This window comes from Pseudomonas sp. R1-15 (genome assembly GCF_051132085.1).
Lineage (GTDB): Bacteria > Pseudomonadota > Gammaproteobacteria > Pseudomonadales > Pseudomonadaceae > Aquipseudomonas.
The window spans coordinates 4,237,600-4,259,709 of sequence record NZ_CP071660.1; the positions used below are offsets into that span (position 1 = coordinate 4,237,600).

Consider the following 22,110-nt stretch of genomic DNA (forward strand, 5'->3'; position numbering starts at 1 on the left):
GAAATAGCTCGGTTATAAAGCCGGTGACGGAGAATTGACGGCGTTCTGTCTTTCCGGCGACTTGACCGGGGTCGGTGCAGTTTGTGTGCCAGCCCGCTTCAATGCCGCATCGGGTTTTGCATTGGCGGTGCCGGTACCGGTCAGGCTGCGCCGGACATCAAGGTTGCGCGAGACCACCAGCACTACCCGCCGGTTGCGCGCGCGCCCTTCGGCGGTGGCGTTGTTGGCCACCGGCTGGAATTCGCCATACCCCACCGAGGCCAGGCGCCCGGGATTGACGCCCTGCATGGCAAGCATGCGCACAATGCTCGCCGAACGGGCCGACGACAGCTCCCAGTTGGTCGGGTACTGCGCGGTGCGGATCGGCTGGTCATCAGTGAAACCTTCGACGTGGATCGGGTTGTCGAACGGTTTCAGGATCGCCGCGACCTTATCGATGATATTGAACGCCATGTCGCTGGGCATCGCGTCGCCGCTACCGAACAGCAGGCTGGAATTGAGCTCGATCTCGACCCACAACTCATTGCCGCGCACGGTCATCTGGTTGGAGCTGATCAGGTCGCCGAACGCCGCGCTGATGTCGTCGGCAATGCTTTTCAACGGATCGCTGCCACCGGCAATGCCAGCATCAACCTGCTCGCTGTCCTTGACCAACGGCTTCGCCGGGGTCGTCGTCTTCGGCCGTTCGTCGCCGATGGGAATCGGCTTGAGAGCACGGTCCGAGTCAGTGAAAACGCCAATCAACGCTTCGGAAATGACCTTGTATTTGCCCTCATTGACCGAGGAGATCGAATACATGACCACAAAAAAGGCAAACAGCAACGTGATGAAGTCGGCGTAGGAAACCAGCCAGCGTTCATGGTTGACGTGTTCTTCACGATGTCTGCGACGCGCCATCTTCCATATCCTCCATCAGTCCATGAAGCCCTGGAGCTTCAACTCGATGGAGCGCGGGTTTTCACCTTCGGCGATCGACAAGATGCCTTCCAGCAGCATTTCGCGGTAGCGCGACTGGCGCAACGCGATGGACTTGAGCTTGGCCGCGATCGGCAGCAGCACCAGGTTGGCGCTCGCCACGCCATAGATGGTAGCGACGAAGGCCACGGCGATGCCGCTGCCCAGCTGCGACGGGTCGGCCAGGTTGCCCATCACATGGATCAGGCCCATCACCGCACCGATGATGCCGATGGTCGGCGCATAGCCGCCCATGCTTTCGAAGACTTTCGCCGCTTCGATGTCGCGACTTTCCTGGGTGTAGAAATCCACCTCCAGGATGCTGCGGATCGCTTCCGGCTCGGCGCCGTCGACCAGCAACTGCAGGCCCTTGCGCGAGTAGCTGTCGGGTTCGGCGTCGGCCACCCCTTCCAGCCCCAGCAAGCCTTCCTTGCGGGCGGTCAGGCTCCAGTTCACCACGCGGTCGATGCCGCCGGCCAGGTCGACCCGCGGCGGGAACAGAATCCACACCAATACCTGCATGGCGCGCTTGAAGGCGCTCATCGGCGACTGCAACAGCGCAGCGCCTACGGTGCCACCGATCACGATCAACGCGGCCGGGCCATTGGCCAACGCGCCGAGGTGACCGCCTTCCAGGTAATTGCCACCAATGATGGCGACGAACGCCATGATGATGCCGATCAGGCTGAGCACGTCCATTACAGGCACGCCTCGACCAGATGTTTACCTATGTCGTCCAGGCTGTAGACCGCGTCGGCCAGGTCGGCCTTGACGATTGCCATGGGCATGCCATAGATCACGCAACTGGCCTCGTCCTGGGCCCAGATCGCGCTGCCGCCCTGCTTGAGCAGGCGCGCGCCCTCGCGACCGTCAGCGCCCATGCCGGTGAGGACCACCGCCAGAACTTTGTCGCCGTAGGACTTCGCCGCGGAACCGAAGGTAATGTCCACGCAAGGCTTGTAGTTGAGACGCTCGTCACCTGGCAGGATTTTCACCGCGCCACGGCCGTCGATCATCATCTGCTTGCCACCCGGCGCCAACAGCGCCAGCCCCGGCCGCAGGATGTCGCCGTCCTCGGCTTCCTTGACGCTGATGCGGCAGAGTTTGTCCAGGCGCTCGGCAAACGCCTTGGTGAACGCCGCAGGCATGTGCTGGATCAGCACGATGGGCGCCGGGAAATTCGCCGGCAGTTGGGTCAGGACCCGCTGCAGCGCCACCGGGCCGCCGGTGGACGTACCGATGGCAACCAGTTTGTAGGCCTTGCGCTTGGGTGCCGGCGACGCTGCGCTGGCCGGTGCCGAACGCGCCGGCGCCGGTGCCGGAGCACTGCGTACCGGGGCCGGATTGAAGCTGCTCGACGAGGAAGAAGACGCGGGCGCGGACGTCGGCGCAACAACCGGCGCGGGCGCCGGTGCGCTGTAGGCACTGACCCGGCGATTGCTGCGGGAAATGCTGTGGACTTTCTCGCACAGCAACTGGCGGACCTTGTCCGGGTTGCGCGAGATGTCTTCGAAATTCTTCGGCAGGAAATCGACCGCCCCGGCGTCCAGCGCATCGAGGGTGACACGGGCGCCTTCATGGGTCAGGGACGAGAACATCAATACCGGGGTCGGGCAGCGCTGCATGATATGCCGCACCGCCGTGATGCCATCCATCATCGGCATCTCGTAGTCCATGGTGATCACGTCCGGCTTGAGCGCCAGCGCCTGATCGATCGCCTCTTTGCCGTTGGTCGCCGTACCGACGACCTGAATGCTGGTGTCCGCCGAAAGAATTTCCGAGACGCGGCGGCGGAAGAACCCCGAATCGTCCACCACCAGGACTTTAACTACCATAAACACTCCGTTAGACGAGGCGCGGCGCCAGGCCGCACCCCTCCAGAATCAAATACGCCGGGCGGCGTAGCGCTTGAGCATGCTAGGCACATCGAGAATCAACGCGATGCGGCCGTCGCCGGTGATGGTGGCGCCGGACATGCCCGGGGTGCCTTGGAGCATCTTGCCCAACGGCTTGATGACCACTTCTTCCTGGCCAACCAGTTGGTCGACGACGAAGCCGATCCGCTGGGTGCCCACCGAAAGGATCACCACGTGGCCCTCGCCCTGCTCGACATGAGCGGCGGAGCTGACCAGCCAGCGCTTGAGGTAGAACAGCGGCAGCGCCTTGTCCCGCACGATGACCACTTCCTGGCCGTCGACCACGTTGGTGCGCGACAGGTCGAGGTGGAAGATCTCGTTGACGTTGACCAGCGGGAAGGCGAAGGCCTGGTTGCCCAGCATCACCATCAGGGTCGGCATGATCGCCAGGGTCAACGGGACCTTGATGACGATTTTCGAGCCCTGGCCCTTGGTCGAGTAGATGTTGATCGAGCCGTTGAGCTGGGAAATCTTGGTTTTCACCACGTCCATGCCCACGCCACGACCCGACACGTCGGATATCTCGGTCTTGGTCGAGAAGCCCGGAGCGAAAATCAGGTTGTAGCACTCGGTGTCGCTCAGGCGATCGGCCGCGTCCTTGTCCATTACGCCGCGTTTCACCGCGATCGCCCGGAGTACGTGCGGGTCCATGCCCTTGCCGTCGTCGGAGATCGACAGCAGGATGTGGTCGCCCTCCTGCTCGGCGGCCAGGATCACCTTGCCGCTGCGGACCTTGCCCGAGGCCTCGCGCTCTTCCGGCGACTCGATGCCGTGGTCAACCGCGTTGCGCACCAAGTGGACCAGCGGGTCGGCCAGGGCCTCGACAAGGTTCTTGTCGAGGTCGGTCTCTTCACCCACCAGTTCCAGGTTGATCTCTTTCTTGAGCTGGCGAGCCAGGTCACGAACCAGGCGCGGGAAGCGCCCGAAGACTTTCTTGATCGGCTGCATCCGGGTCTTCATGACCGCGGTCTGCAGGTCAGCCGTGACCACGTCGAGGTTCGACACGGCCTTGGACATCGCTTCGTCCTGGCTGTTGAGGCCCAGGCGCACCAGGCGGTTACGCACCAGCACCAGTTCGCCGACCATGTTCATGATTTCGTCCAGGCGCGCGGTGTCGACCCGAACGGTGGTTTCGGCTTCGCTGGCCGGTTTCTCCGCAGGCGGCGCAGACGGCGCGCGGGCTGGTGCCGGCGCTGCGGCGGCGGCAGGCTTGGGTGTCTCGGCCTTCGGCTCCGGTGCCTTGGCAGCGGGCTTGGGCACGGCCTTGGCGGCCGGCGCAGCAGTGGCGGCGGTGGCCGTCCCGACTTCGCTGAACTTGCCCTTGCCGTGCAATTCGTCGAGCAGTGATTCGAATTCGTGGTCGCTGATCAGGTCGCCACCGGCGGCGGCCGCGGTTGGCTTGGCCCGGGCTGGCGCAGCAGCGATGGCCGAATCCAGCGCATCGACGGCAAAGGTGCCCTTGCCGTGCAACTGGTCGAGCAGTGCTTCGAACTCGTCGTCGGTGATGTCGGAGTTATCCCCCGCAGCCTTCGGCGCGGCCGGTGTTACCGGGGCGGCAACGGCATCAGGGGCGAACTGGCCCTTGCCGTGGAGCTGGTCGAGCAACGACTCGAACTCGGCGTCGGTGATTTCATCACTGCCGGCGGCAGCGGCGGCTGGCGCAGCGGTTGCGGCGGGTGCCGCCGGAGCCTCAGCCTGGGCCTTGACGGCACTCAGCGAGTCCAGCAGCGACTCAAATTCGTGGTCGGTAATGTCACCCGATTCCTCGGCAACCGGCTCTTCAGCCACCGGCTCGGCAACCGGCGCGGCTTCGTCAGCCGACTGCGGCTCGGCCAGGCGCGCCAATGCAGCAAGCAGCTCAGGCGTGGCGGGGGTGATCGGCGAACGCTCGCGCACTTCGCTGAACATGCTGTTGACCGCATCCAGCGCTTCGAGCACGACGTCCATCAATTCCGAGTCAACGCGACGCTCACCCTTGCGCAGGATGTCGAACACGTTTTCGGCAATGTGGCAGCACTCCACCAGCTCATTGAGCTGGAGGAAGCCGGCGCCTCCTTTTACAGTGTGGAAACCGCGAAAAATTGCATTGAGCAGATCCGCATCATCTGGTCGGCTTTCCAGCTCGACCAGCTGTTCGGACAGTTGCTCTAGAATCTCGCCGGCCTCAACCAGGAAATCCTGAAGGATCTCTTCATCGGCGCCGAAGCTCATTAATGGCTGCTCCTAAAATAGGGCTAAAACTCAAAATCCAAGGCTGGACAACAAATCGTCCACATCGTCCTGACCGGACACAACGTCTTCTCTTTTATCGGCATGAATCTGCGGACCTTCACCCTGAGAGAGATGTTTTTGTGGATCTTTTTCAGCAAGTATCGCCGCACGGTCGTGTTCGATGCCGGCAAAGCGATCAACCTGGCTGGCCATGAGTACCAGTTTGAGCAAATTGCTTTCCACTTCGGTAACCAACTGGGTCACGCGCTTGATCACCTGGCCTGTCAGGTCCTGGTAGTCCTGGGCCAGCAGGATGTCATTGAGATTGCTCGCCACGGCGCGGTTTTCGCTGCTGCTGCGCGTCAGGAAACCGTCGACCCGACGGGCCAACTCGCGAAACTCCTCGGCACCGACTTCGCGACGCATGAAGCGCCCCCAATCGGTACTCAACGCCTGGGCTTCCTCGCTCAGGCCGTTGACCAGCGGAGTAGCGCTTTCCACCAGGTCCATGGTGCGGTTGGCCGCGGCTTCGGTCAGCTTGACCACATACCCCAGGCGCTCGGTGGCGTCGGTGATCTGCGAGACTTCCTCGGCCTGTGGCATGTTCGGATCGATCTGGAAATTGACGATCGCGCTGTGCAGTTCACGGGTGAGCTTGCCGACTTCCTGGTACAGACCGCGGTCACGGGTCTGGTTGAGCTCATGAATCATTTGAACCGCGTCACCGAAGCGGCCCTTTTCAAGGCTGTCGACCAGTTCGCGGGCATGTTTTTTCAGGGTCGATTCGAAATCGCCCATTGAAGATTCGTTGTCCATAGCTCCCCCGTGGCGCCGTTAACCGATGCGTTCGAAGATTTTTTCGATCTTCTCTTTCAACGCCTGGGCCGTGAAGGGTTTGACCACATAGCCGTTTACACCGGCCTGGGCCGCTTCGATGATCTGCTCGCGCTTGGCTTCGGCGGTGACCATCAGCACCGGCAGGTGCTTGAGTTTTTCATCGGCGCGCACGTGGCGCAGCAAGTCGATACCGGTCATGCCGGGCATGTTCCAGTCAGTCACCAGAAAGTCGATGCTCCCGCTGTTGAGGACTGGAATGGCAGTGGTGCCATCGTCAGCCTCGACCGTGTTGGTGAACCCGAGGTCACGCAACAGGTTTTTTATGATCCGCCGCATCGTTGAGAAGTCATCAACGATGAGGATTTTCATGTTCTTGTCCAATTCGACCTCCAAGCAGTCTTAAACGCGCCCAGCACCTGGACGCGCCATTTCAATCAATCCGGCACAACACTCGACAACGGTATGGAGTCCCACGGATGGAGACTGGCCCGGCACATGCCATGCCAGCCCCGCTCGCAGCGTCCCCACACTGCCTGTCAGCGCGCTCGCCACTCCCCCAAACGCCCCCGCAAGCGGGCCGCGCACTGGCTGTGTAACTGGCTGACCCGCGATTCGCTGACCCCCAGGACCTCACCGATTTCCTTGAGGTTCAGCTCTTCGTCGTAGTACAGCGCCAAGACCAGTCGCTCACGCTCCGGCAAATTGGCAATCGCATCCGCCAGCGCGCTCTGGAAACGTTCGTCTTCCAGGTCACGCGACGGCTCCATGTGAGCACTCGCATTGTCCTCGTGCAGCCCTTCGTGCTCGCCGTCCTGCAAAAGGTCGTCGAAACTGAACAGGCGGCTGCCCAAGGTATCGTTCAAAATCCCGTAATAATCATCGAGACTCAACTGGAGTTCGGCCGCAACTTCGTGATCTTTAGCGTCACGCCCGGTTTTAGCTTCAATCGCGCGGATTGCGTCACTGACCATACGGGTATTGCGGTGCACCGAACGCGGCGCCCAGTCGCCCTTGCGGACTTCATCGAGCATCGCTCCGCGAATCCGGATACCGGCATACGTTTCGAAACTGGCGCCCTTGCTCGCGTCGTATTTGTTCGACACTTCGAGCAGGCCGATCATGCCCGCCTGGATCAAGTCTTCGACCTGGACGCTGGCCGGCAAGCGTGCCAGCAAGTGATAGGCGATGCGCTTGACCAACGGCGCATAACGCTCGATCAGTTCGTACTGGGCGTCCCGTGCCGATTTTTTGTAGAGATGGTTGTAACCGCTGGCTGTCATAACACGGGCCCTGCCGTTTGTTGCACGAGACGCTCGACGAAAAATTCCAGATGCCCGCGAGGGTTGGCCGGCAGCGGCCAGGTATCGACCTTCTGGGCGATAGCCTTGAACGCCAGCGCGCATTTGGAACGTGGAAAAGCTTCATAGACGGCACGTTGCTTCTGGACAGCCTTGCGTACGCTTTCGTCGTAAGGCACTGCGCCGACATATTGTAGGGCGACGTCCAGGAAGCGATCCGTGACCTTCGTCAACTTGGCGAACAGGTTGCGTCCTTCCTGCGGGCTCTGGGCCATGTTGGCCAGGACGCGGAAGCGGTTCATGCCATAGTCGCGGTTAAGCAGTTTGATCAGGGCGTAGGCATCGGTGATGGAGGTCGGTTCGTCGCAAACCACCAGCAGGACTTCCTGGGCGGCGCGGACAAAACTGACCACCGAGTCACCGATACCGGCGGCCGTGTCGATCACCAGCACATCGAGGTTGTCGCCGATGTCGCTGAAAGCCTGGATCAGGCCGGCGTGCTGCGCCGGCGTCAGGTGAACCATGCTTTGGGTACCGGAGGCGGCCGGCACGATGCGAATCCCGCCAGGCCCCTGGAGGAGCACGTCGCGCAGTTCGCAGCGGCCTTCGATCACGTCCGCCAGCGTGCGCTTGGGGGTGAGCCCCAGCAGCACGTCGACGTTCGCCAGGCCCAGGTCGGCGTCCAGCAGCATGACCCGTCGGCCAAGCTCTGCCAGAGCCAGGGACAAGTTCACTGACACGTTAGTCTTCCCGACGCCACCTTTGCCGCCGGTCACCGCGATCACCTGTACGGGATGCATGCTGCCCATGTTCGTTCTTTACCTTGTCTTACTTAGACGGAGGCCACATTACTGGCTGCGCGTTCGCATACGGAACAATGCATGGCAGACCATCGATGTAGGTACAAAAAATATTCATGATTACCTCAGCCGACCTGCTTGGTCGGGCTGTGGTAGATGTCAGCGAACATGTCAGCCATGGCTTCGTCGCTGGGTTCTTCCTGCATTTGCACACTCACGGCACGACTGACCAGTTGATGACGGCGCGGCAGATGCAAATCATCCGGGATCCGCGGCCCGTCGGTCAGGTAGGCCACCGGTAGTTCATGACCGATCGCCAGGCTCAACACCTCGCCCAGGCTTGCCGTTTCGTCCAGCTTGGTCAGGATGCAGCCGGCCAGCCCGCAGCGTTTGTAGCTGTGGTATGCGGCGGTTAGAACCTGTTTCTGGCTGGTGGTTGCCAACACGAGATAATTTTTTGACTTGATGCCACGCCCGGCCAGGCTTTCCAACTGCATGCGCAGGGCCGGATCGCTGGCTTGCAGGCCGGCGGTGTCGATCAGCACGACGCGCTTGCGCAGCAGTGGTTCCAGCGCCTGGGCCAGCGATTGGCCCGGATCCACATGGGTCACCGACACGTTGAGGATCCGGCCCAGGGTCTTGAGTTGCTCCTGGGCGCCAATGCGGAAACTGTCCATGCTCACCAGGGCGATGCTCTGGGCGCCGTACTTGAGTACATAACGGGCGGCGAGCTTGGCCAGGGTGGTGGTCTTGCCCATGCCGGCCGGGCCGACCATGGCAATCACCCCGCCCTCTTCCAGCGGCTCGACTTCCGGCGTGGCGATCATCCGCGCCAGGTGCGCCAACAGCATGCGCCAGGCCTGGCGAGGCTCTTCGATATCGTTGATCAGTGCCAGCAGGTCGCGGGACAACGGGCCGGACAAGCCGATGCGTTGCAGGCGACGCCACAGGTTGGCCTGGGCCGGACGGCTGCCTTGCAGCTGGTTCCAGGCCAACGAGCCAAGCTGGACTTCCATCAGCTCACGCAGGCTGTTGAGTTCAAAGCGCATCGAGTCCAGGGCACGTGGGTCGACACCCGCGGCTGGCGCGGCTGGCGCCGGTACCGGACGACGCGGCTCGGCCTGGGCTGGCTCGATCAGCGGTTCGGCAGCGGTCAGCGGCAGGCCGGCCGTCAGTGGCTGGCCGGCGAACAATTGACGATTGGTCCCCGCGCTGCCTTCGCCTTCGCTGCTGCGCAGGCTCAGTTCGGCCTGGGCGCTGGCGATGCGCGACTGGGTCTTGCGCAGCTCATCCTCAAGCTCCATGTTCGGAACCCGTGGGGCCAGCGCCGACAATTTGTAATCCAGGGCAGCCGTCAGCTCGACACCGCCGGCGATCCGGCGATTACCGATGATGGCTGCTTCAGCGCCCAGCTCGTCACGTACCAGCTTCATGGCCTGACGCATATCGGCGGCAAAAAAACGCTTCACTTGCATAAACCACTACCTCAGCCGTTGGGCCCTACTGTCGCAACGATGGTCACTTGCTTGTTGTCCGGTATTTCCTGGTACGCCAGCACATGCAGCCCCGGGACCGCGAGGCGACCGAATCGCGAGAGCATCGCGCGAATCGGACCGGCCACCAGCAGGATCACCGGTTGGCCTTGCATCTCTTGCCGCTGGGCTGCTTCGATCAACGAACGCTGCAGCTTCTCGGCCATGCTTGGCTCCAGCAGAACACCCTCTTCCGAGCCTTGTCCTGCCTTCTGCAGACTATTGAGCAATATCTGTTCCAACCTTGGCTCCAGAGTGATCACAGGCAGCTCAGACTCAGTGCCTACAATGCTTTGGACGATTGCGCGGGATACGCCGACTCGCACCGCAGCGACCAACGCGGCGGTATCTTGACTCTTCGAAGCGTTGTTGGCGATGGCTTCGGCGATACTGCGAATGTCGCGCACCGGGACCTGTTCGGCCAACAGCGCCTGCAACACCTTGAGCAACTGCGACAGCGACACCACGCCCGGCACCAGCTCCTCGGCCAGTTTTGGCGAGCCTTTGGCCAGTACTTGCAGCAATTGCTGGACTTCCTCGTGGCCGATCAGCTCGCTGGAGTGCTTGTACAAAATCTGGTTCAAGTGGGTCGCCACCACGGTGCTGGCGTCTACCACGGTATAACCGAGCGATTGCGCCTGGGCCCGCTGGCTGATTTCGATCCACACCGCTTCCAGGCCGAAAGCCGGATCCTTGGCGGTAATACCGTTGAGCGAACCGTAGACCTGTCCTGGGTTGATCGCCAGCTCGCGGTCGGGATAGATCTCTGCTTCGGCCAGGATCACGCCCATGAGCGTCAGGCGATAGGCGCTTGGGGCCAGATCGAGGTTGTCGCGGATATGCACGGTGGGCATCAGGAAGCCCAGGTCCTGGGACAGCTTCTTGCGCACGCCCTTGATCCGGGCCAGCAGTTGACCACCCTGGTTGCGGTCGACCAGTGGGATGAGGCGGTAGCCGACTTCCAGGCCGATCATGTCGATCGGCGTCACATCGTCCCAACCCAACTCCTTGGTTTCCATGGCCCGCGCCGGCGATGGCAGCAGTTCCTGCTGACGCTTGACCTCTTCCAGCGCCTGGACCTTTTGCCCGTTCTGCTTTTTCCAGAACAGGTAGGCGCCACCAGCAGCCAGGGCAGCCATGCTCAGGAACGACACGTGGGGCATGCCCGGCACGATACCCATCACCGCCATCAGGCCGGCCGCCACGGCCAGGGCCTTGGGCGAAGCGAACATCTGGCGATTGATCTGCTTGCCCATGTCTTCGGAGCCCGAAGCACGGGTCACCATGATCGCGGCAGCTGTGGATAACAACAGTGATGGCAATTGCGCCACCAAACCGTCACCGATGGTCAGCAAGGCGTAGACCCTGCCAGCATCACCGAACGTCATACCGTGCTGGAAGATACCGACGGCCATCCCGCCGATGAGGTTGATGAACAGAATCAGCAGGCCGGCGATGGCGTCGCCACGCACGAACTTGCTCGCACCGTCCATGGAACCGTAGAACTCGGCCTCCTGAGCCACGTCAAGACGACGAGCCTTGGCCTGGTTCTGATCGATCAGGCCGGCGTTGAGGTCGGCGTCGATCGCCATCTGCTTGCCGGGCATCGCATCGAGGGTGAAACGCGCGCTCACCTCGGAAATCCGCCCGGCACCCTTGGTCACCACGACGAAGTTGATGATCATCAGGATGGCGAAAACCACGATACCGACCACGTAGTTACCGCCGATCACCACTTCACCGAAGGCCTGGATCACCTTACCGGCGGCAGCGTGGCCGTCCTGGCCGTGGAGCATGACCACGCGAGTGGACGCCACGTTCAGCGCCAGGCGCATCAGCGTCGCCACCAGCAGGATGGTTGGAAACACCGCGAAATCCAGCGGCCGCAGAGCGTATACGCAAACCAGCAGTACCACGATGGACAGCGCAATGTTGAACGTGAAGAACACGTCGAGCAGGAACGGCGGTATCGGCAGCATCATCATGGCGAGCATGACCAGCAGCAACAGCGGCACACCCAGATTCCCCCGGCTGAGGTCGGCTACGTTGCTGCGTGCGGTGCTGAATAACTGAGAGCGATCCACCAATATTCCCCGTTCCTGTGAAGCAAACTTTTGACGCCCGGAGGGGGCGCAGACGGGGTATTGCAAGAAGCTTTCCAACTTTTGCAAAAGCTTGAAATAGAAAGGCCGAAGCGACTTCAACCCTGTAGGAGCGAGCCCGCTCGCGAAAGCGGTTTGTCAGTCGGCGCCTGCATCGACTGGATCGGCGCATTTGCGAGCAGGCTCGCTCCCACAGGGTGATACGGTTCACTTGAGAAGAATGGGAACTCGTGGCGAGGGAGCTTGCTCCCGCTCGGCTGCGAAGCAGTCGCAAACCGGCGGGTGCGGTGTGTCTGATGCCCCGCATCTGGCGGGTTTTGGGGCCGCTTCGCGGCCCAGCGGGAGCAAGCTCCCTCGCCACGGGTTTGTCGATGCCCTAAGGGTATAGCATCGGCTGACTCAGGAATCGCGGCGCAAATCCGGCGGGATCGGCAGGTCCTTGAGCGGTTCGGGACGCTTGCCCTTGCCGGCGCGGTGCTGGCGGATCTGGTAGACGTAGGCCAGCACCTGGGCCACAGCCAGGTACAGACCTCCGGGAATTTCCTGATCGAGTTCGGTGGAGTAGTAGATCGAGCGCGCCAGCGCCGGCGATTCGAGCAGCATCACTTCGTTGGCAACGGCGATTTCGCGGATCTTCAACGCCAGGAAATCACTGCCCTTGGCCAGCAGCACCGGCGCATTGCCTTTTTCAGGATCGTATTTGAGCGCCACCGCATAGTGGGTCGGGTTGGTAATGACCACGTCGGCGTCGGGAATCGCCGCCATCATGCGCCGCTGGGAGACCTCGCGCTGCAATTGGCGAATCCGCTGCTTGACCTCCGGCTTGCCCTCCGAGTCCTTGTGCTCGTCGCGCACTTCCTGCTTGGTCATCATCAGCTTCTGCTTGCTCTGATAGAGCTGGATCGGCACATCGATGGCAGCGATCAGGATCAGGCCGCAAGACATCCACAACGTGCTCCATCCCACCAACTGCACGCTATGAATGATGGCCTGTTCCAGCGGTTGATGGGCGATGCGCAGCAGATCGTCGATGTCGCCCTCCAGCACCACCAACGCGACGGACAGGACCAGCAGGAACTTGCCAAAAGCCTTGAGCAGCTCCACCAGCGCCGTGGTGGAAAACATGCGCTTGATGCCGGCGGCCGGGTTCATCCGGCTGAACTTGGGTGCCAGGCTGCCGGCGGCGAAGAGCCATCCGCCCAGCGAAATCGGGCCGATGAATGCCGCCAACAATAAAAAGATCAGCACGGGCTGAATCGCCAGAAGCGCGATCTTGCCCGAATGCAGCAAGTACTGCGTCATGGCGCCAGGGCTCAGCAACACTTCCCGGGGCAAGGAAAAATTCAGGCGCATGATCTCCAGCAGTTCCAGCGCCAGATCGCCGCCATAGATCAGCAAGCCGCCAGCGCCGGCAAGCATGATCGCCAGGGTGTTGAGCTCCTTGGAGCGGGCGATCTCGCCTTTCTCGCGGGACTCCCTGGTGCGTTTCTCCGTGGGGTCTTCTGTCTTGTCCTGACCGCTTTCGCTCTCAGCCATGGTTCAGCGCGCCTGTGCCATGTCGCGTAGCAGCTGCAAGGCCTGGGTGGCCAACGGCTGATACTGGTTGAGAATATCCCCCAGGCTGACCCAGAAGATCACCATGCCCAGCACCAGCGTGAGGGGGAAGCCGATGGAAAAAATGTTCAGCTGCGGCGCCGCGCGGGTCATCACGCCAAAAGCGATGTTGACCACCAGCAGCGCGGTGATGGCTGGCAATACCAGCAGCATCGCCGCCCCCAGGACCCAGCCGAGCTTGCCGGCGATGTCCCAGAAATGATTGACCAGCATCGCACTGCCCACCGGCATTGTGGTGAAGCTCTCGGTGAGCACTTCAAACACCACCAGATGCCCGTTCATGGCGAGGAACAGCAACGTCACCAGCATCGTCAGGAACTGCCCGATGACCGCGGTGTTGACGCCGTTGGTGGGGTCGATCATGGAGGCGAACGCCATGCCCATCTGGATCGAAATGATTTGCCCGGCCACCACGAACGCCTGGAAGAACAGCTGCAGTGAAAACCCCAGCAGGACACCAATGAGGATCTGCTCGGCCACCAGCATCAGCGCACTGAGGTCAAGGGCATTGACCGGCGGCATCGGCGGCAGTCCGGGCGCGATGACAACGGTGATTGCCACGGCCAGGTACAGGCGCACACGGCCTGGAACCAGGGTCGTGCCGAAGACCGGCATGCTCATCAGCACGGCGGTGACGCGAAACAGCGGCAGGATAAACGACGCCACCCAGCTGCTGATCTGGGTGTCCGTCAGTTCGAGCATCGACATCGGGTCAGCCGATCAACTGGGGAATACTGCCGTACAGCTGCAGGATGTATTCCATGAAGGTTTGCACCAGCCACGGACCGGCGACGATCAGCGTCACCAGCATCACCAACAGGCGCGGCAGGAAGCTCAGGGTCTGTTCGTTGATCTGCGTGGCGGCCTGGAACATCGCCACCAGCAAGCCCACCAGCAGGCTCGGAATCACCAGGATGGCAACCATCATAGTGGTCAGCCAGAGTGCTTCGCGGAACAGGTCTACCGCTACTTCAGGCGTCATATCGTGCTACCCGCGCAAGTGGTCTAAACACCGCCGAAACTGCCCGCCAGCGTACCGATGATCAAGGCCCAGCCATCCACCAGCACGAACAGCATGATCTTGAACGGCAATGAAATGATCAGCGGCGACAGCATCATCATACCCATCGCCATGAGGATACTGGCGACCACCAGGTCGATGATCAGGAACGGGATGAAGATCATGAAACCGATCTGGAACGCCGTTTTCAGCTCGGACGTCACGAACGCTGGCACCAGGATGGTCAATGGGGCCTGGTCGGGGCTGGCGATGTCGGTGCGCTTGGACAGGCGCATGAACAGCTCCAGGTCGCTGCTGCGCGTCTGGGCGAGCATGAAATCCTTGATCGGCACCTGGGCCCTGGCCACCGCGTCCTGGGCGCTGAGGGTTTCGGCCAGGTAGGGTTGCAGCGCATCACGGTTCACCCGGTCGAAGACTGGCGCCATGATGAACATGGTCAGGAACAACGCCATGCCCGTGAGGATCTGGTTCGACGGCGTCTGCTGCAAACCCAGGGCCTGGCGCAGGATCGAAAAGACAATGATGATCCGGGTGAAACTGGTCATCAGCATGACGAACGCCGGGATGAAACTCAGCGCGGTCATGATCAGCAGGATCTGCAGGCTGACCGAATACTCCTGAGCCCCTTCGGCGTTGGTGCCCAACGTGATCGCCGGAATCGACAACGGGTCGGCGGCAAACGCCAACGGTGCAGCCAGCAACAGGGCCAGCGCCAACAGAATGCGCAACGGCATTACTTTTTATCCTTCTGATCTTTACCCAGCAGTTCCATGAGCCGCTGGGCAAATTCGGGGGTGGCCTGCTCGGTGGCGGGCACCTGGACCGGCTCCTTGAGAACGTGCAAAGCGGTGATCGTGCCAGGGCTCAGGCCGAGCAGGATCTGCTCGTTGCCAACTTGCACCAGCACCAGCCGATCCCGCGGGCCGAGCGCGCGGGAACTGATGATGTCGATGACCTGGCCTTTGCCGGCAGGCCCCGCCTGTTGCACGCGCCGCAGCATCCACGCGAGGAAAAAAATCAACCCGAGCACCACGAGCAGGCCCAGCACCAACTGCGCCAATTGCCCGGCCATGCTGCCGCCACTTGCCGGCGCAACCGCCGCCGTGGCCGCGGGCTCGGCCGCCAGCACGCTGAACGGCAGCATCAAGGCTGCGGCGAGAAAGCCTTTCATTCAGCGCAGCTTCTTGATGCGTTCGCTCGGGCTGATCACGTCCGTCAGGCGAATGCCGAACTTCTCGTTGACCACCACCACTTCGCCATGGGCGATCAGGGTACCGTTGACCAGTACGTCCAGCGGTTCACCGGCCAGGCGATCCAGCTCGATCACCGAGCCCTGGTTGAGCTGCAACAGGTTGCGGATGTTGATGTCGGTGCTGCCCACTTCCATGGAAATCGACACCGGGATGTCGAGAATCACGTCCAGGTTCGGCCCGTCGAGGGTGACTTGCTCATTGCTTTTCGGCACGCTGCCAAACTCTTCCATCTGCATGCGATTGGAAGCGTGGTTGCCGGTATCGGCGGCCAGCAGTGCATCGATATCGGCCTGCCCGGCGTCGCCGGTTTCTTCCAGGGCCGCAGCCCATTCGTCGGCCAGCGCCTGGTCATCCTGGGTATTCATATCGTCAGCCATCATGTTTCCTCGGCGGGCAAGAATCGGTAAAAAACTAAAATCCGTTACAAACTTAAGCGATTGACAGCACTCAGCGGCGTTCGATCGGCTCGATCACCTGCAACGCGAGGTTGCCTTTGTGAGAGCCCATCTTGACCTTGAAGGCCGGCACGCCATTGGCGCGCATGATCATGTCTTCCGGCATCTCGACGGGGATGATGTCCCCCGGCTGCATATGCAGGATGTCCCGCAGGCGCAGCTGGCGCCGGGCAACCGTCGCGCCGATCGGCACGTCGACATCCAGCACGTCCTGGCGCAACGCATTGATCCAGCGCTCGTCCTGGTCGTCGAGGTCCGACTGGAAACCGGCGTCGAGCATTTCGCGCACCGGCTCGATCATCGAGTACGGCATGGTCACGTGCAGGTCGCCGCCGCCACCGTCGAGTTCGATGTGGAAAGTCGACACGACAATGGCTTCGCTCGGACCGACGATGTTGGCCATGGCCGGGTTAACTTCCGAGTTGATGTACTCGAAGTTGACTTCCATGATCGCCTGCCAGGCTTCCTTCAAATCGATGAAAGCCTGCTCCAGCACCATGCGCACGACGCGCAGCTCGGTCGGCGTGAATTCGCGGCCTTCGATCTTGGCGTGACGGCCGTCACCGCCGAAGAAGTTATCCACCAGCTTGAACACCAGCTTGGCGTCGAGGATGAACAGCGCAGTGCCGCGCAACGGCTTGATCTTCACCAGGTTGAGACTGGTGGGCACGTACAGCGAGTGCACGTATTCGCCGAATTTCATCACCTGCACGCCACCGACGGCCACGTCGGCCGAACGGCGCAGCATGTTGAACATGCTGATGCGGGTATAACGGGCAAAACGCTCGTTGATCATTTCCAGGGTCGGCATGCGTCCGCGAACGATGCGATCCTGGCTGGTCAGGTCGTAGCTTTTGACGCTGCCCGGTTCAGCAGCGTTTTCGGTCTGCACCAGGCCGTCGTCGACACCATGCAACAGCGCGTCGATTTCGTCCTGGGACAACAAGTCCTGCACGGCCATGTCGTGTTCCTACTGCAATACGAAGTTAGTGAAGAGCAACTGTTCGATCACCACTTTGCCAAGCTCTTTCTGAGCCACTTCCTGAACGCTGGCCGTGGCTTTCTGACGCAGCATTTCCTGGCCGACCGGAGTGGCCAGGGTGTCGAAACTCTGTCCGGAGAACAGCATCACCAGGTTATTGCGAATCAGCGGCATGTGCACCCGCAGCGCTTCCAGGTCAGCCTGGTTGCGGCCCAGCAGGGTGATGCTCACCTGCATGTAGCGCTGGCGACCGTTCTGGGTGTAGTTGGCCACAAATGCGGGAGCCATCGGCTCGAAAATCGCCGGCTGCTTGCCCACTGGCGCGGTTTCCACCACTTCTGCCGGCTTGCTCTGAGCGCTGTGCATGAAATACCAGGTCGCCCCCACGGAAACACCCATCGCCAGGAGCAAACCCACCACGATCAAGATGATCAGCTTGAGTTTGCCTTTGGTTGCGGGGTCTTTTACAGCTGCTGCTTCACTCTTCGCCATGCCAATAATCCGTCGCTAATCGGGGGTTTCACTGTTGCACGGCTTGGCTGGAGCAAGTGTTATGCCAGAAGTGTGTCAGGGCTAAGGATCATGGTCGCTTGCGCTCTTCAGTACCGCATAAACCAATGTGGGAGCGAGCCTGCTCGCGATGGCGCCGGGTCAGCCCCGCAAGGGTGGGTGACAGTGCGCTTTCGCGAGCAGGCTCGCTCCCACAGGGGAAATACCGCGTTGGATCAGGCGTAGTAGTCGACCGCGCTGGTGCCGATGACGCTGGTGGTGTTGGCCGCCACTTCGGCAACGCTGGCCGGCAACTCTTCGTCCACCGAATCCACTCGGCCGCCAGAGGAAGAGCTCGTGCGACCAGCCTGGGCCTGCTGCTGGGCTTGCTGTTCCTGACCCTGGGAGCCACGCGACTGATCCGACACGCTGACGTCGACCTGGCCCATACCCTGCTGGGCAAAGCTGTCGCGCAGGCGATGCATCTGGCCTTCGAGGGCTTCACGGACGCCGGAATGGGCGCTCATGAACGTGACCTGGGTCTGCTGGTCGGGGACCATGTTCACGCGAATATCCAGGCGCCCGAGCTCGGCCGGCTGCAGTTGGATATCAGCCGCCTTGAGATTGACGCTCGACAGGTACATCACCCGGTTGACCACTTCTTCGGTCCAGCCGCTCTGGTTCATGGCGATGGGCTGGTTGACCGGGACCGTGTTGGCGGTTTTTGGCGTAGCCGCCTGGGTCAATGCCGCCAGGCGGTTGGCGAAATCATCTACCCGCGTGTCGCTAGAGGCTGCGGTCAGATCCTTGAGGCCTTCGTTGAGCAAGCCACTGAACGCCTTCTCACCGCCCTGGCTGCCGGCACTGGTACTGTCCTGGTCGGCTTGTACATTGAGCATGTTCGCCATGCCGGTCGTGAAGGTCTGGGCCGACGTCGGTTCGCCATCGACGGACGCCGGCGCCGTTGCCTTGGGCTGCGCCTGGCTGGAAGCGGACACATGGCCGCTCTGCTCCATCGCCAGTCGCAACGCCGGCAAGGCGTCGAGCGGATCGGCCTGTGGGTCGAATTCCGGATCGGTCACCGGTGCCGGCGTAGCCGGCGTGGCCGAAGCCACCACGGGCGCCGCGACTGCCGCGACGACTGGCGCCTCGGTTGTATCAACCACAGGCGCGGGCATCGCCTCGGCAACGACTTCAGGCACGATTACCCCGGGAAGCAAGGCCGGGTCGAGCGTCGGATCGACTGGGGCGGCGTCGGCTACAGGCGTCTCGGCCGTATCGCTATCGTCCTGCATGGGCTTGTCGTCGGCCGTGGCCGGCTTGTCGGCGGGCAAGGCTTTGCCGCTATCGGCAACCGCCGGCTCAGGAGCGGCAGCCGTGTCGCTGCCTGCATCCTTTTTGACGGTGTTGTCGGAGACCTTGTCGCGCACCGGCTTAATCGCCGGTTCAAGGGCCGTCGAGGGTTTGACGGGGGCCTGCTTGGCGAAGACCTGGGCGAAACTGGAGGCTTTATTCCCGGCGTCCGGGCCAGCTGCCAACGGATTGACGGTGGCCTGCGGCTTGGCCTGGGTAACGGCCTGAAGGAGTGTATTAGGCGTAACGGGCATGAAATGGTCTCCGCTGCACTGGGATCTTTGATGCAGTCGAGACAGGACAATGCAAGGGATGGGCCAACGCGCCGAACAACAACCTTTTTAACAGTGAAAGCCTTCGCGCTCTTCCTTGCAAAGCTTTCGAACGTAGGTAAATTCGCTGTTGATCTCGCTGACCAGTTTCTCGATTCCACCCAGCGAGGGCTGCTTGGCGCGTTGTTCCAGCTCGCCGCACAGTTCAGCCAGGCGGATGGCGCCCATATTGCTGCTACTGCCCTTGAAACTGTGGGCGGTGGCGCTCAATTGCTCCGCGTCCCTGGCCTCAAGCAACACACGCAGGCGTGCCTCGGAATCGTTGAGGAACGTATCCAGCAATTCCGGATACCCTTCCTCCATGACTTCCTTCAACGTGCTGAGCACGTCCCGATCCAGATGAATCTCGCTCACTTGTTCGCTCCTTGATCAAGAATGACCCCGATTATGCCAGAGCCTCCCAGAAAAACTCCACGCGCGCACTACGACCATCGTCGGACCAACTGGCCTCGTGGCATAGCTGGCGCACCAGGCTTACACCGCGCCCGGACAACCGGCCACGATCCACAGGCCGGGCCAGCACACGGCTGACATCGAACCCCTGGCCGCTGTCCTCGACCTCAATGACCAGGCGCCCACCCTCCCCTTGGGGAGTCACGTGGAGATGCATGCGGATATGGCCGCTGTCCAGCTCATCCAGACGGATGCCGCGCTCCGTATAATAGCGGGCAAACCCCGCCGCATCACGCTTGAGACTCGAATCGAGCCCCAGTACGCCGTGTTCCAGCGCATTGGAATAAAGCTCTGTCAGGACACTGTACAAGGCGCCACTCTGACCCCTGAGCCCATGGACCTCAAGCAATAACTGCAACAGGTAAGGCATCGGGTTGAAACGCTTGAGCGTCTGCGCACGGAACTCGAAGCTCACCGACCAATCCAGCGGACTCGACTGGCCGCTATCGGAATAGACCGGTGGTGGCGGGCTGAGTTGCGTCGGCGCGACCAGCCGCACCTCGACCATGCTGAAGTCGTCGCGGGCCTCGCCGCGAAAATCACCGAGGGCCTGCTGGATATCTTCGAACAGTCGATCGGGCTCGCGGTTGGCCGCAAATACCTGCTGCAACCTTTCCACGCCAAACGGCTGATCATCGCGGTCGCTGGCTTCGATGACGCCGTCAGACAACAGGAATACGCGGTCACCCACCGACATCGGATGCACTTCAGTGCGATCATCAAACAGTTGCGGCGTGAGCACGCCCAACGGCAAGTGCCGCGCCGGCAACGGCGTACGCACGCCACTGAGGCTGTCATGCAGGTAACCATCGGGCATGCCGCCGTTCCAGACTTCGACGGTGCAGCGCTGGAAACTCAGGCACAGCAGCGTTGCGCAACAGAACATGTCCACTGGCAGGATGCGCTTGAGCTTGGCATTCATCTCCCGCAGGATCTGCGCCAGGCCGTAGCCTTTCGCGGTCATCCCGTAGAACACTTCAGCCAGTGGCATCGCCCCGACCGCCGCCGGCAAGCCGTGGCCGGTAAAATCCCCAAGAAGGATGTGCATGTCACCAGCCGGGTTGAAGGCGGCCAGCAGCAGATCGCCGTTGAACAAGGCATAGGGCGATTGCAGGTAACGGATATTCGGCGCGCTCAGGCAACCGGAGTGGGCGATCTTGTCGAACACCGCCTTGGCAACCCGCTGCTCGTTAAGCAGGTAGTCGTGGTGCCGGGCGATCTGGTCACGCTGCTCGACCACCGTGGCCTGCAACCGACGCAAGCGGTCCATGGCCTTGATCTTGGCGGCCAGGATCACCTGGTTATAGGGCTTGGCGAGGAAATCATCACCACCAGCCTCCAGGCAACGGGCCAACCCTTCGCTTTCGGTCAACGAGGTGAGGAAAATGATCGGAACCAGTTGGTCCCCGGCCAGTTGCTTGATCTGCTGCGCGGCCTCGAAGCCATCCATGACGGGCATCATCGCGTCCATCAGCACCAGGTTCGGACGCTGCTCCCGGTAGACTTCGACCGCCTCGGCGCCATCCGCTGCGGTGAGCACCTGATGGCCTTGACGGCGGACGATAGTCGACAACAGCAGCCGGTCGGCGGCACTGTCTTCGGCAATCAGGATCGTCAGCGGCTCCGGCGACGATTGCATGGTAATCAACTGATATCGAACAACTTGTCGAAATTGGAAATCGCGAGGATTTTCTTGACGTCGCTGCTGCTGTTGACCACTCGGATATCCGACTCGTCGCCACCGGCATGATCGCGCAACAGCAGGAGCATGCCCAAGGCAGAGCTGTCGAGGTAGGTGGCTTCTTTCAAATCCACCACGATGGACTCAGGCTTCGTATTGAGCTTTTCGTAAGACTCACGAAACTCCTGATGCCGGCCAAAATCGAATCGACCTTTGATCGAGATCGTCAGCTTTTGTCCATCTGGGGACACTTCAGTTACGACAGACATATTCACTTCCTTGTCGTGGACATATGTGTACAAGGTGTAGCATCAGGTAGAGGTCTGAGCAAGGAATCAAACCCTCCAACCGACAGAATTCCGCTTTCATGATCAATACGGATCATGGCGCGGCAGACGCTGAGACAGTTCATCGAGCAATTTCTGCTCGCGCTTGTCTTCCAGTTGCCGAGCCTCATCGATATAGCGCTGTACAAGTTTGCGTAGCCCTTCGACCCGGGCGAAGGCTTCCTGCCAGCTCTGGCGAGCCTTTTCCAGGTTGTTCTGGTGCCAGACGAGGCTTTGGCGCTGCTGATCGATCGCGGTGCCCAGCTGTGCGAGGAACCCCTGGTAGCCCAACAGCCATTGCCCGGAAACGCCATGGCTACCGCGGGCGATCCACTGCTCCTGGTATTCGAGGCGAAAATTCTCCAGGTCGGCCAGCTTGCTTTCGGCAACGGCCACTTGCCCCTGGAAATAAGCCAGCCGCTGAACGGCAGTCTTTTCGGCTTTTTCCGCCATGTCCACCACCGGCGCCAGGCGCGCCGCACGACTCGTGGCCATAGGCGT

Annotated in this window: 23 protein-coding genes; all 23 read right to left on the bottom strand. The window is 61.4% G+C overall.

The genetic code is table 11. From position 1 onward, the window contains the following. Positions 1-12 precede the first annotated feature (12 nt). Complete coding sequence (gene motD / locus J3P97_RS19120) at positions 13-897, bottom strand: flagellar motor protein MotD (protein ID WP_434572659.1); 885 nt, start codon at positions 895-897, stop codon at positions 13-15. A gap of 15 nt (positions 898-912) precedes the next feature. Further along, entirely contained in the window at positions 913-1,653 is a 741-nt protein-coding gene (locus J3P97_RS19125) for a flagellar motor protein (protein ID WP_305499634.1), read from the bottom strand. Then, positions 1,653-2,789 (bottom strand): protein-glutamate methylesterase/protein-glutamine glutaminase, encoded by a 1,137-nt coding sequence (locus J3P97_RS19130; protein WP_434572655.1) that lies wholly within the window; start codon positions 2,787-2,789, stop codon positions 1,653-1,655. The genes J3P97_RS19125 and J3P97_RS19130 overlap by 1 nt, the downstream gene beginning before the upstream one ends. Before the next feature lie 48 nt (positions 2,790-2,837). Then, positions 2,838-5,081, bottom strand: a complete 2,244-nt coding sequence (locus tag J3P97_RS19135) for a chemotaxis protein CheA (RefSeq protein ID WP_434672523.1) — start codon at positions 5,079-5,081, stop codon at positions 2,838-2,840. 30 nt (positions 5,082-5,111) lie between these two features. After that, positions 5,112-5,897, bottom strand: a complete 786-nt coding sequence (locus J3P97_RS19140) for a protein phosphatase CheZ (protein WP_305499630.1) — start codon at positions 5,895-5,897, stop codon at positions 5,112-5,114. Between the two features lie 18 nt (positions 5,898-5,915). Next, positions 5,916-6,287 carry a chemotaxis response regulator CheY gene (locus J3P97_RS19145; protein ID WP_003183998.1) on the bottom strand — a complete coding sequence of 124 codons (372 nt, stop codon included), beginning with the start codon at positions 6,285-6,287 and terminating at the stop codon, positions 5,916-5,918. 167 nt (positions 6,288-6,454) lie between these two features. After that, entirely contained in the window at positions 6,455-7,198 is a 744-nt protein-coding gene (gene fliA, locus J3P97_RS19150) for an RNA polymerase sigma factor FliA (protein WP_014337177.1), read from the bottom strand. Beyond that, the gene (fleN, locus tag J3P97_RS19155) at positions 7,195-8,025 is read right to left on the bottom strand and encodes a flagellar synthesis regulator FleN (protein ID WP_003184001.1); all 831 of its coding nucleotides are present in this window, start codon (positions 8,023-8,025) and stop codon (positions 7,195-7,197) included. Before fleN ends, fliA begins: the two co-directional genes overlap by 4 nt. A 116-nt stretch (positions 8,026-8,141) precedes the next feature. After that, on the bottom strand, positions 8,142-9,491 hold the full coding sequence (flhF, locus tag J3P97_RS19160; protein ID WP_434572648.1) for a flagellar biosynthesis protein FlhF: 1,350 nt from the start codon (positions 9,489-9,491) through the stop codon (positions 8,142-8,144). Between the two features lie 11 nt (positions 9,492-9,502). Continuing rightward, positions 9,503-11,632 carry a flagellar biosynthesis protein FlhA gene (gene flhA / locus J3P97_RS19165; RefSeq protein WP_434572646.1) on the bottom strand — a complete coding sequence of 710 codons (2,130 nt, stop codon included), beginning with the start codon at positions 11,630-11,632 and terminating at the stop codon, positions 9,503-9,505. 417 nt (positions 11,633-12,049) lie between these two features. Then, positions 12,050-13,186 carry a flagellar biosynthesis protein FlhB gene (flhB, locus tag J3P97_RS19170; RefSeq protein WP_434672524.1) on the bottom strand — a complete coding sequence of 379 codons (1,137 nt, stop codon included), beginning with the start codon at positions 13,184-13,186 and terminating at the stop codon, positions 12,050-12,052. Positions 13,187-13,189: 3 nt separating this feature from the next. After that, complete coding sequence (fliR, locus tag J3P97_RS19175) at positions 13,190-13,966, bottom strand: flagellar biosynthetic protein FliR (RefSeq protein ID WP_370871115.1); 777 nt, start codon at positions 13,964-13,966, stop codon at positions 13,190-13,192. A gap of 10 nt (positions 13,967-13,976) precedes the next feature. Further along, positions 13,977-14,246 carry a flagellar biosynthesis protein FliQ gene (fliQ, locus tag J3P97_RS19180; RefSeq protein ID WP_003184009.1) on the bottom strand — a complete coding sequence of 90 codons (270 nt, stop codon included), beginning with the start codon at positions 14,244-14,246 and terminating at the stop codon, positions 13,977-13,979. Between the two features lie 23 nt (positions 14,247-14,269). After that, positions 14,270-15,019, bottom strand: a complete 750-nt coding sequence (fliP, locus tag J3P97_RS19185; protein WP_434572641.1) for a flagellar type III secretion system pore protein FliP — start codon at positions 15,017-15,019, stop codon at positions 14,270-14,272. After that, on the bottom strand, positions 15,019-15,456 hold the full coding sequence (gene fliO, locus J3P97_RS19190) for a flagellar biosynthetic protein FliO (protein WP_305499621.1): 438 nt from the start codon (positions 15,454-15,456) through the stop codon (positions 15,019-15,021). Before fliO ends, fliP begins: the two co-directional genes overlap by 1 nt. Continuing rightward, positions 15,457-15,915: a flagellar motor switch protein FliN gene (fliN, locus tag J3P97_RS19195; RefSeq protein WP_305499620.1), complete on the bottom strand. Its 459-nt coding sequence runs from the start codon at positions 15,913-15,915 to the stop codon at positions 15,457-15,459. 70 nt (positions 15,916-15,985) lie between these two features. After that, complete coding sequence (gene fliM, locus J3P97_RS19200) at positions 15,986-16,954, bottom strand: flagellar motor switch protein FliM (protein WP_053120288.1); 969 nt, start codon at positions 16,952-16,954, stop codon at positions 15,986-15,988. A 9-nt stretch (positions 16,955-16,963) separates the two neighbouring features. Further along, positions 16,964-17,467, bottom strand: a complete 504-nt coding sequence (gene fliL, locus J3P97_RS19205; protein ID WP_434601461.1) for a flagellar basal body-associated protein FliL — start codon at positions 17,465-17,467, stop codon at positions 16,964-16,966. A 233-nt stretch (positions 17,468-17,700) separates the two neighbouring features. Further along, entirely contained in the window at positions 17,701-19,071 is a 1,371-nt protein-coding gene (locus J3P97_RS19210; RefSeq protein ID WP_434672525.1) for a flagellar hook-length control protein FliK, read from the bottom strand. A gap of 87 nt (positions 19,072-19,158) precedes the next feature. Further along, positions 19,159-19,503, bottom strand: coding sequence for an Hpt domain-containing protein (locus J3P97_RS19215; protein ID WP_434572634.1), 345 nt, complete (start codon positions 19,501-19,503; stop codon positions 19,159-19,161). A 31-nt stretch (positions 19,504-19,534) separates the two neighbouring features. Beyond that, the gene (locus tag J3P97_RS19220; protein WP_434672526.1) at positions 19,535-21,241 is read right to left on the bottom strand and encodes an ATP-binding SpoIIE family protein phosphatase; all 1,707 of its coding nucleotides are present in this window, start codon (positions 21,239-21,241) and stop codon (positions 19,535-19,537) included. Between the two features lie 5 nt (positions 21,242-21,246). Continuing rightward, positions 21,247-21,552: an STAS domain-containing protein gene (locus J3P97_RS19225; protein ID WP_258648063.1), complete on the bottom strand. Its 306-nt coding sequence runs from the start codon at positions 21,550-21,552 to the stop codon at positions 21,247-21,249. Positions 21,553-21,654: 102 nt separating this feature from the next. Beyond that, on the bottom strand, positions 21,655-22,104 hold the full coding sequence (gene fliJ / locus J3P97_RS19230; RefSeq protein ID WP_198797723.1) for a flagellar export protein FliJ: 450 nt from the start codon (positions 22,102-22,104) through the stop codon (positions 21,655-21,657). Positions 22,105-22,110: the final 6 nt, after the last annotated feature.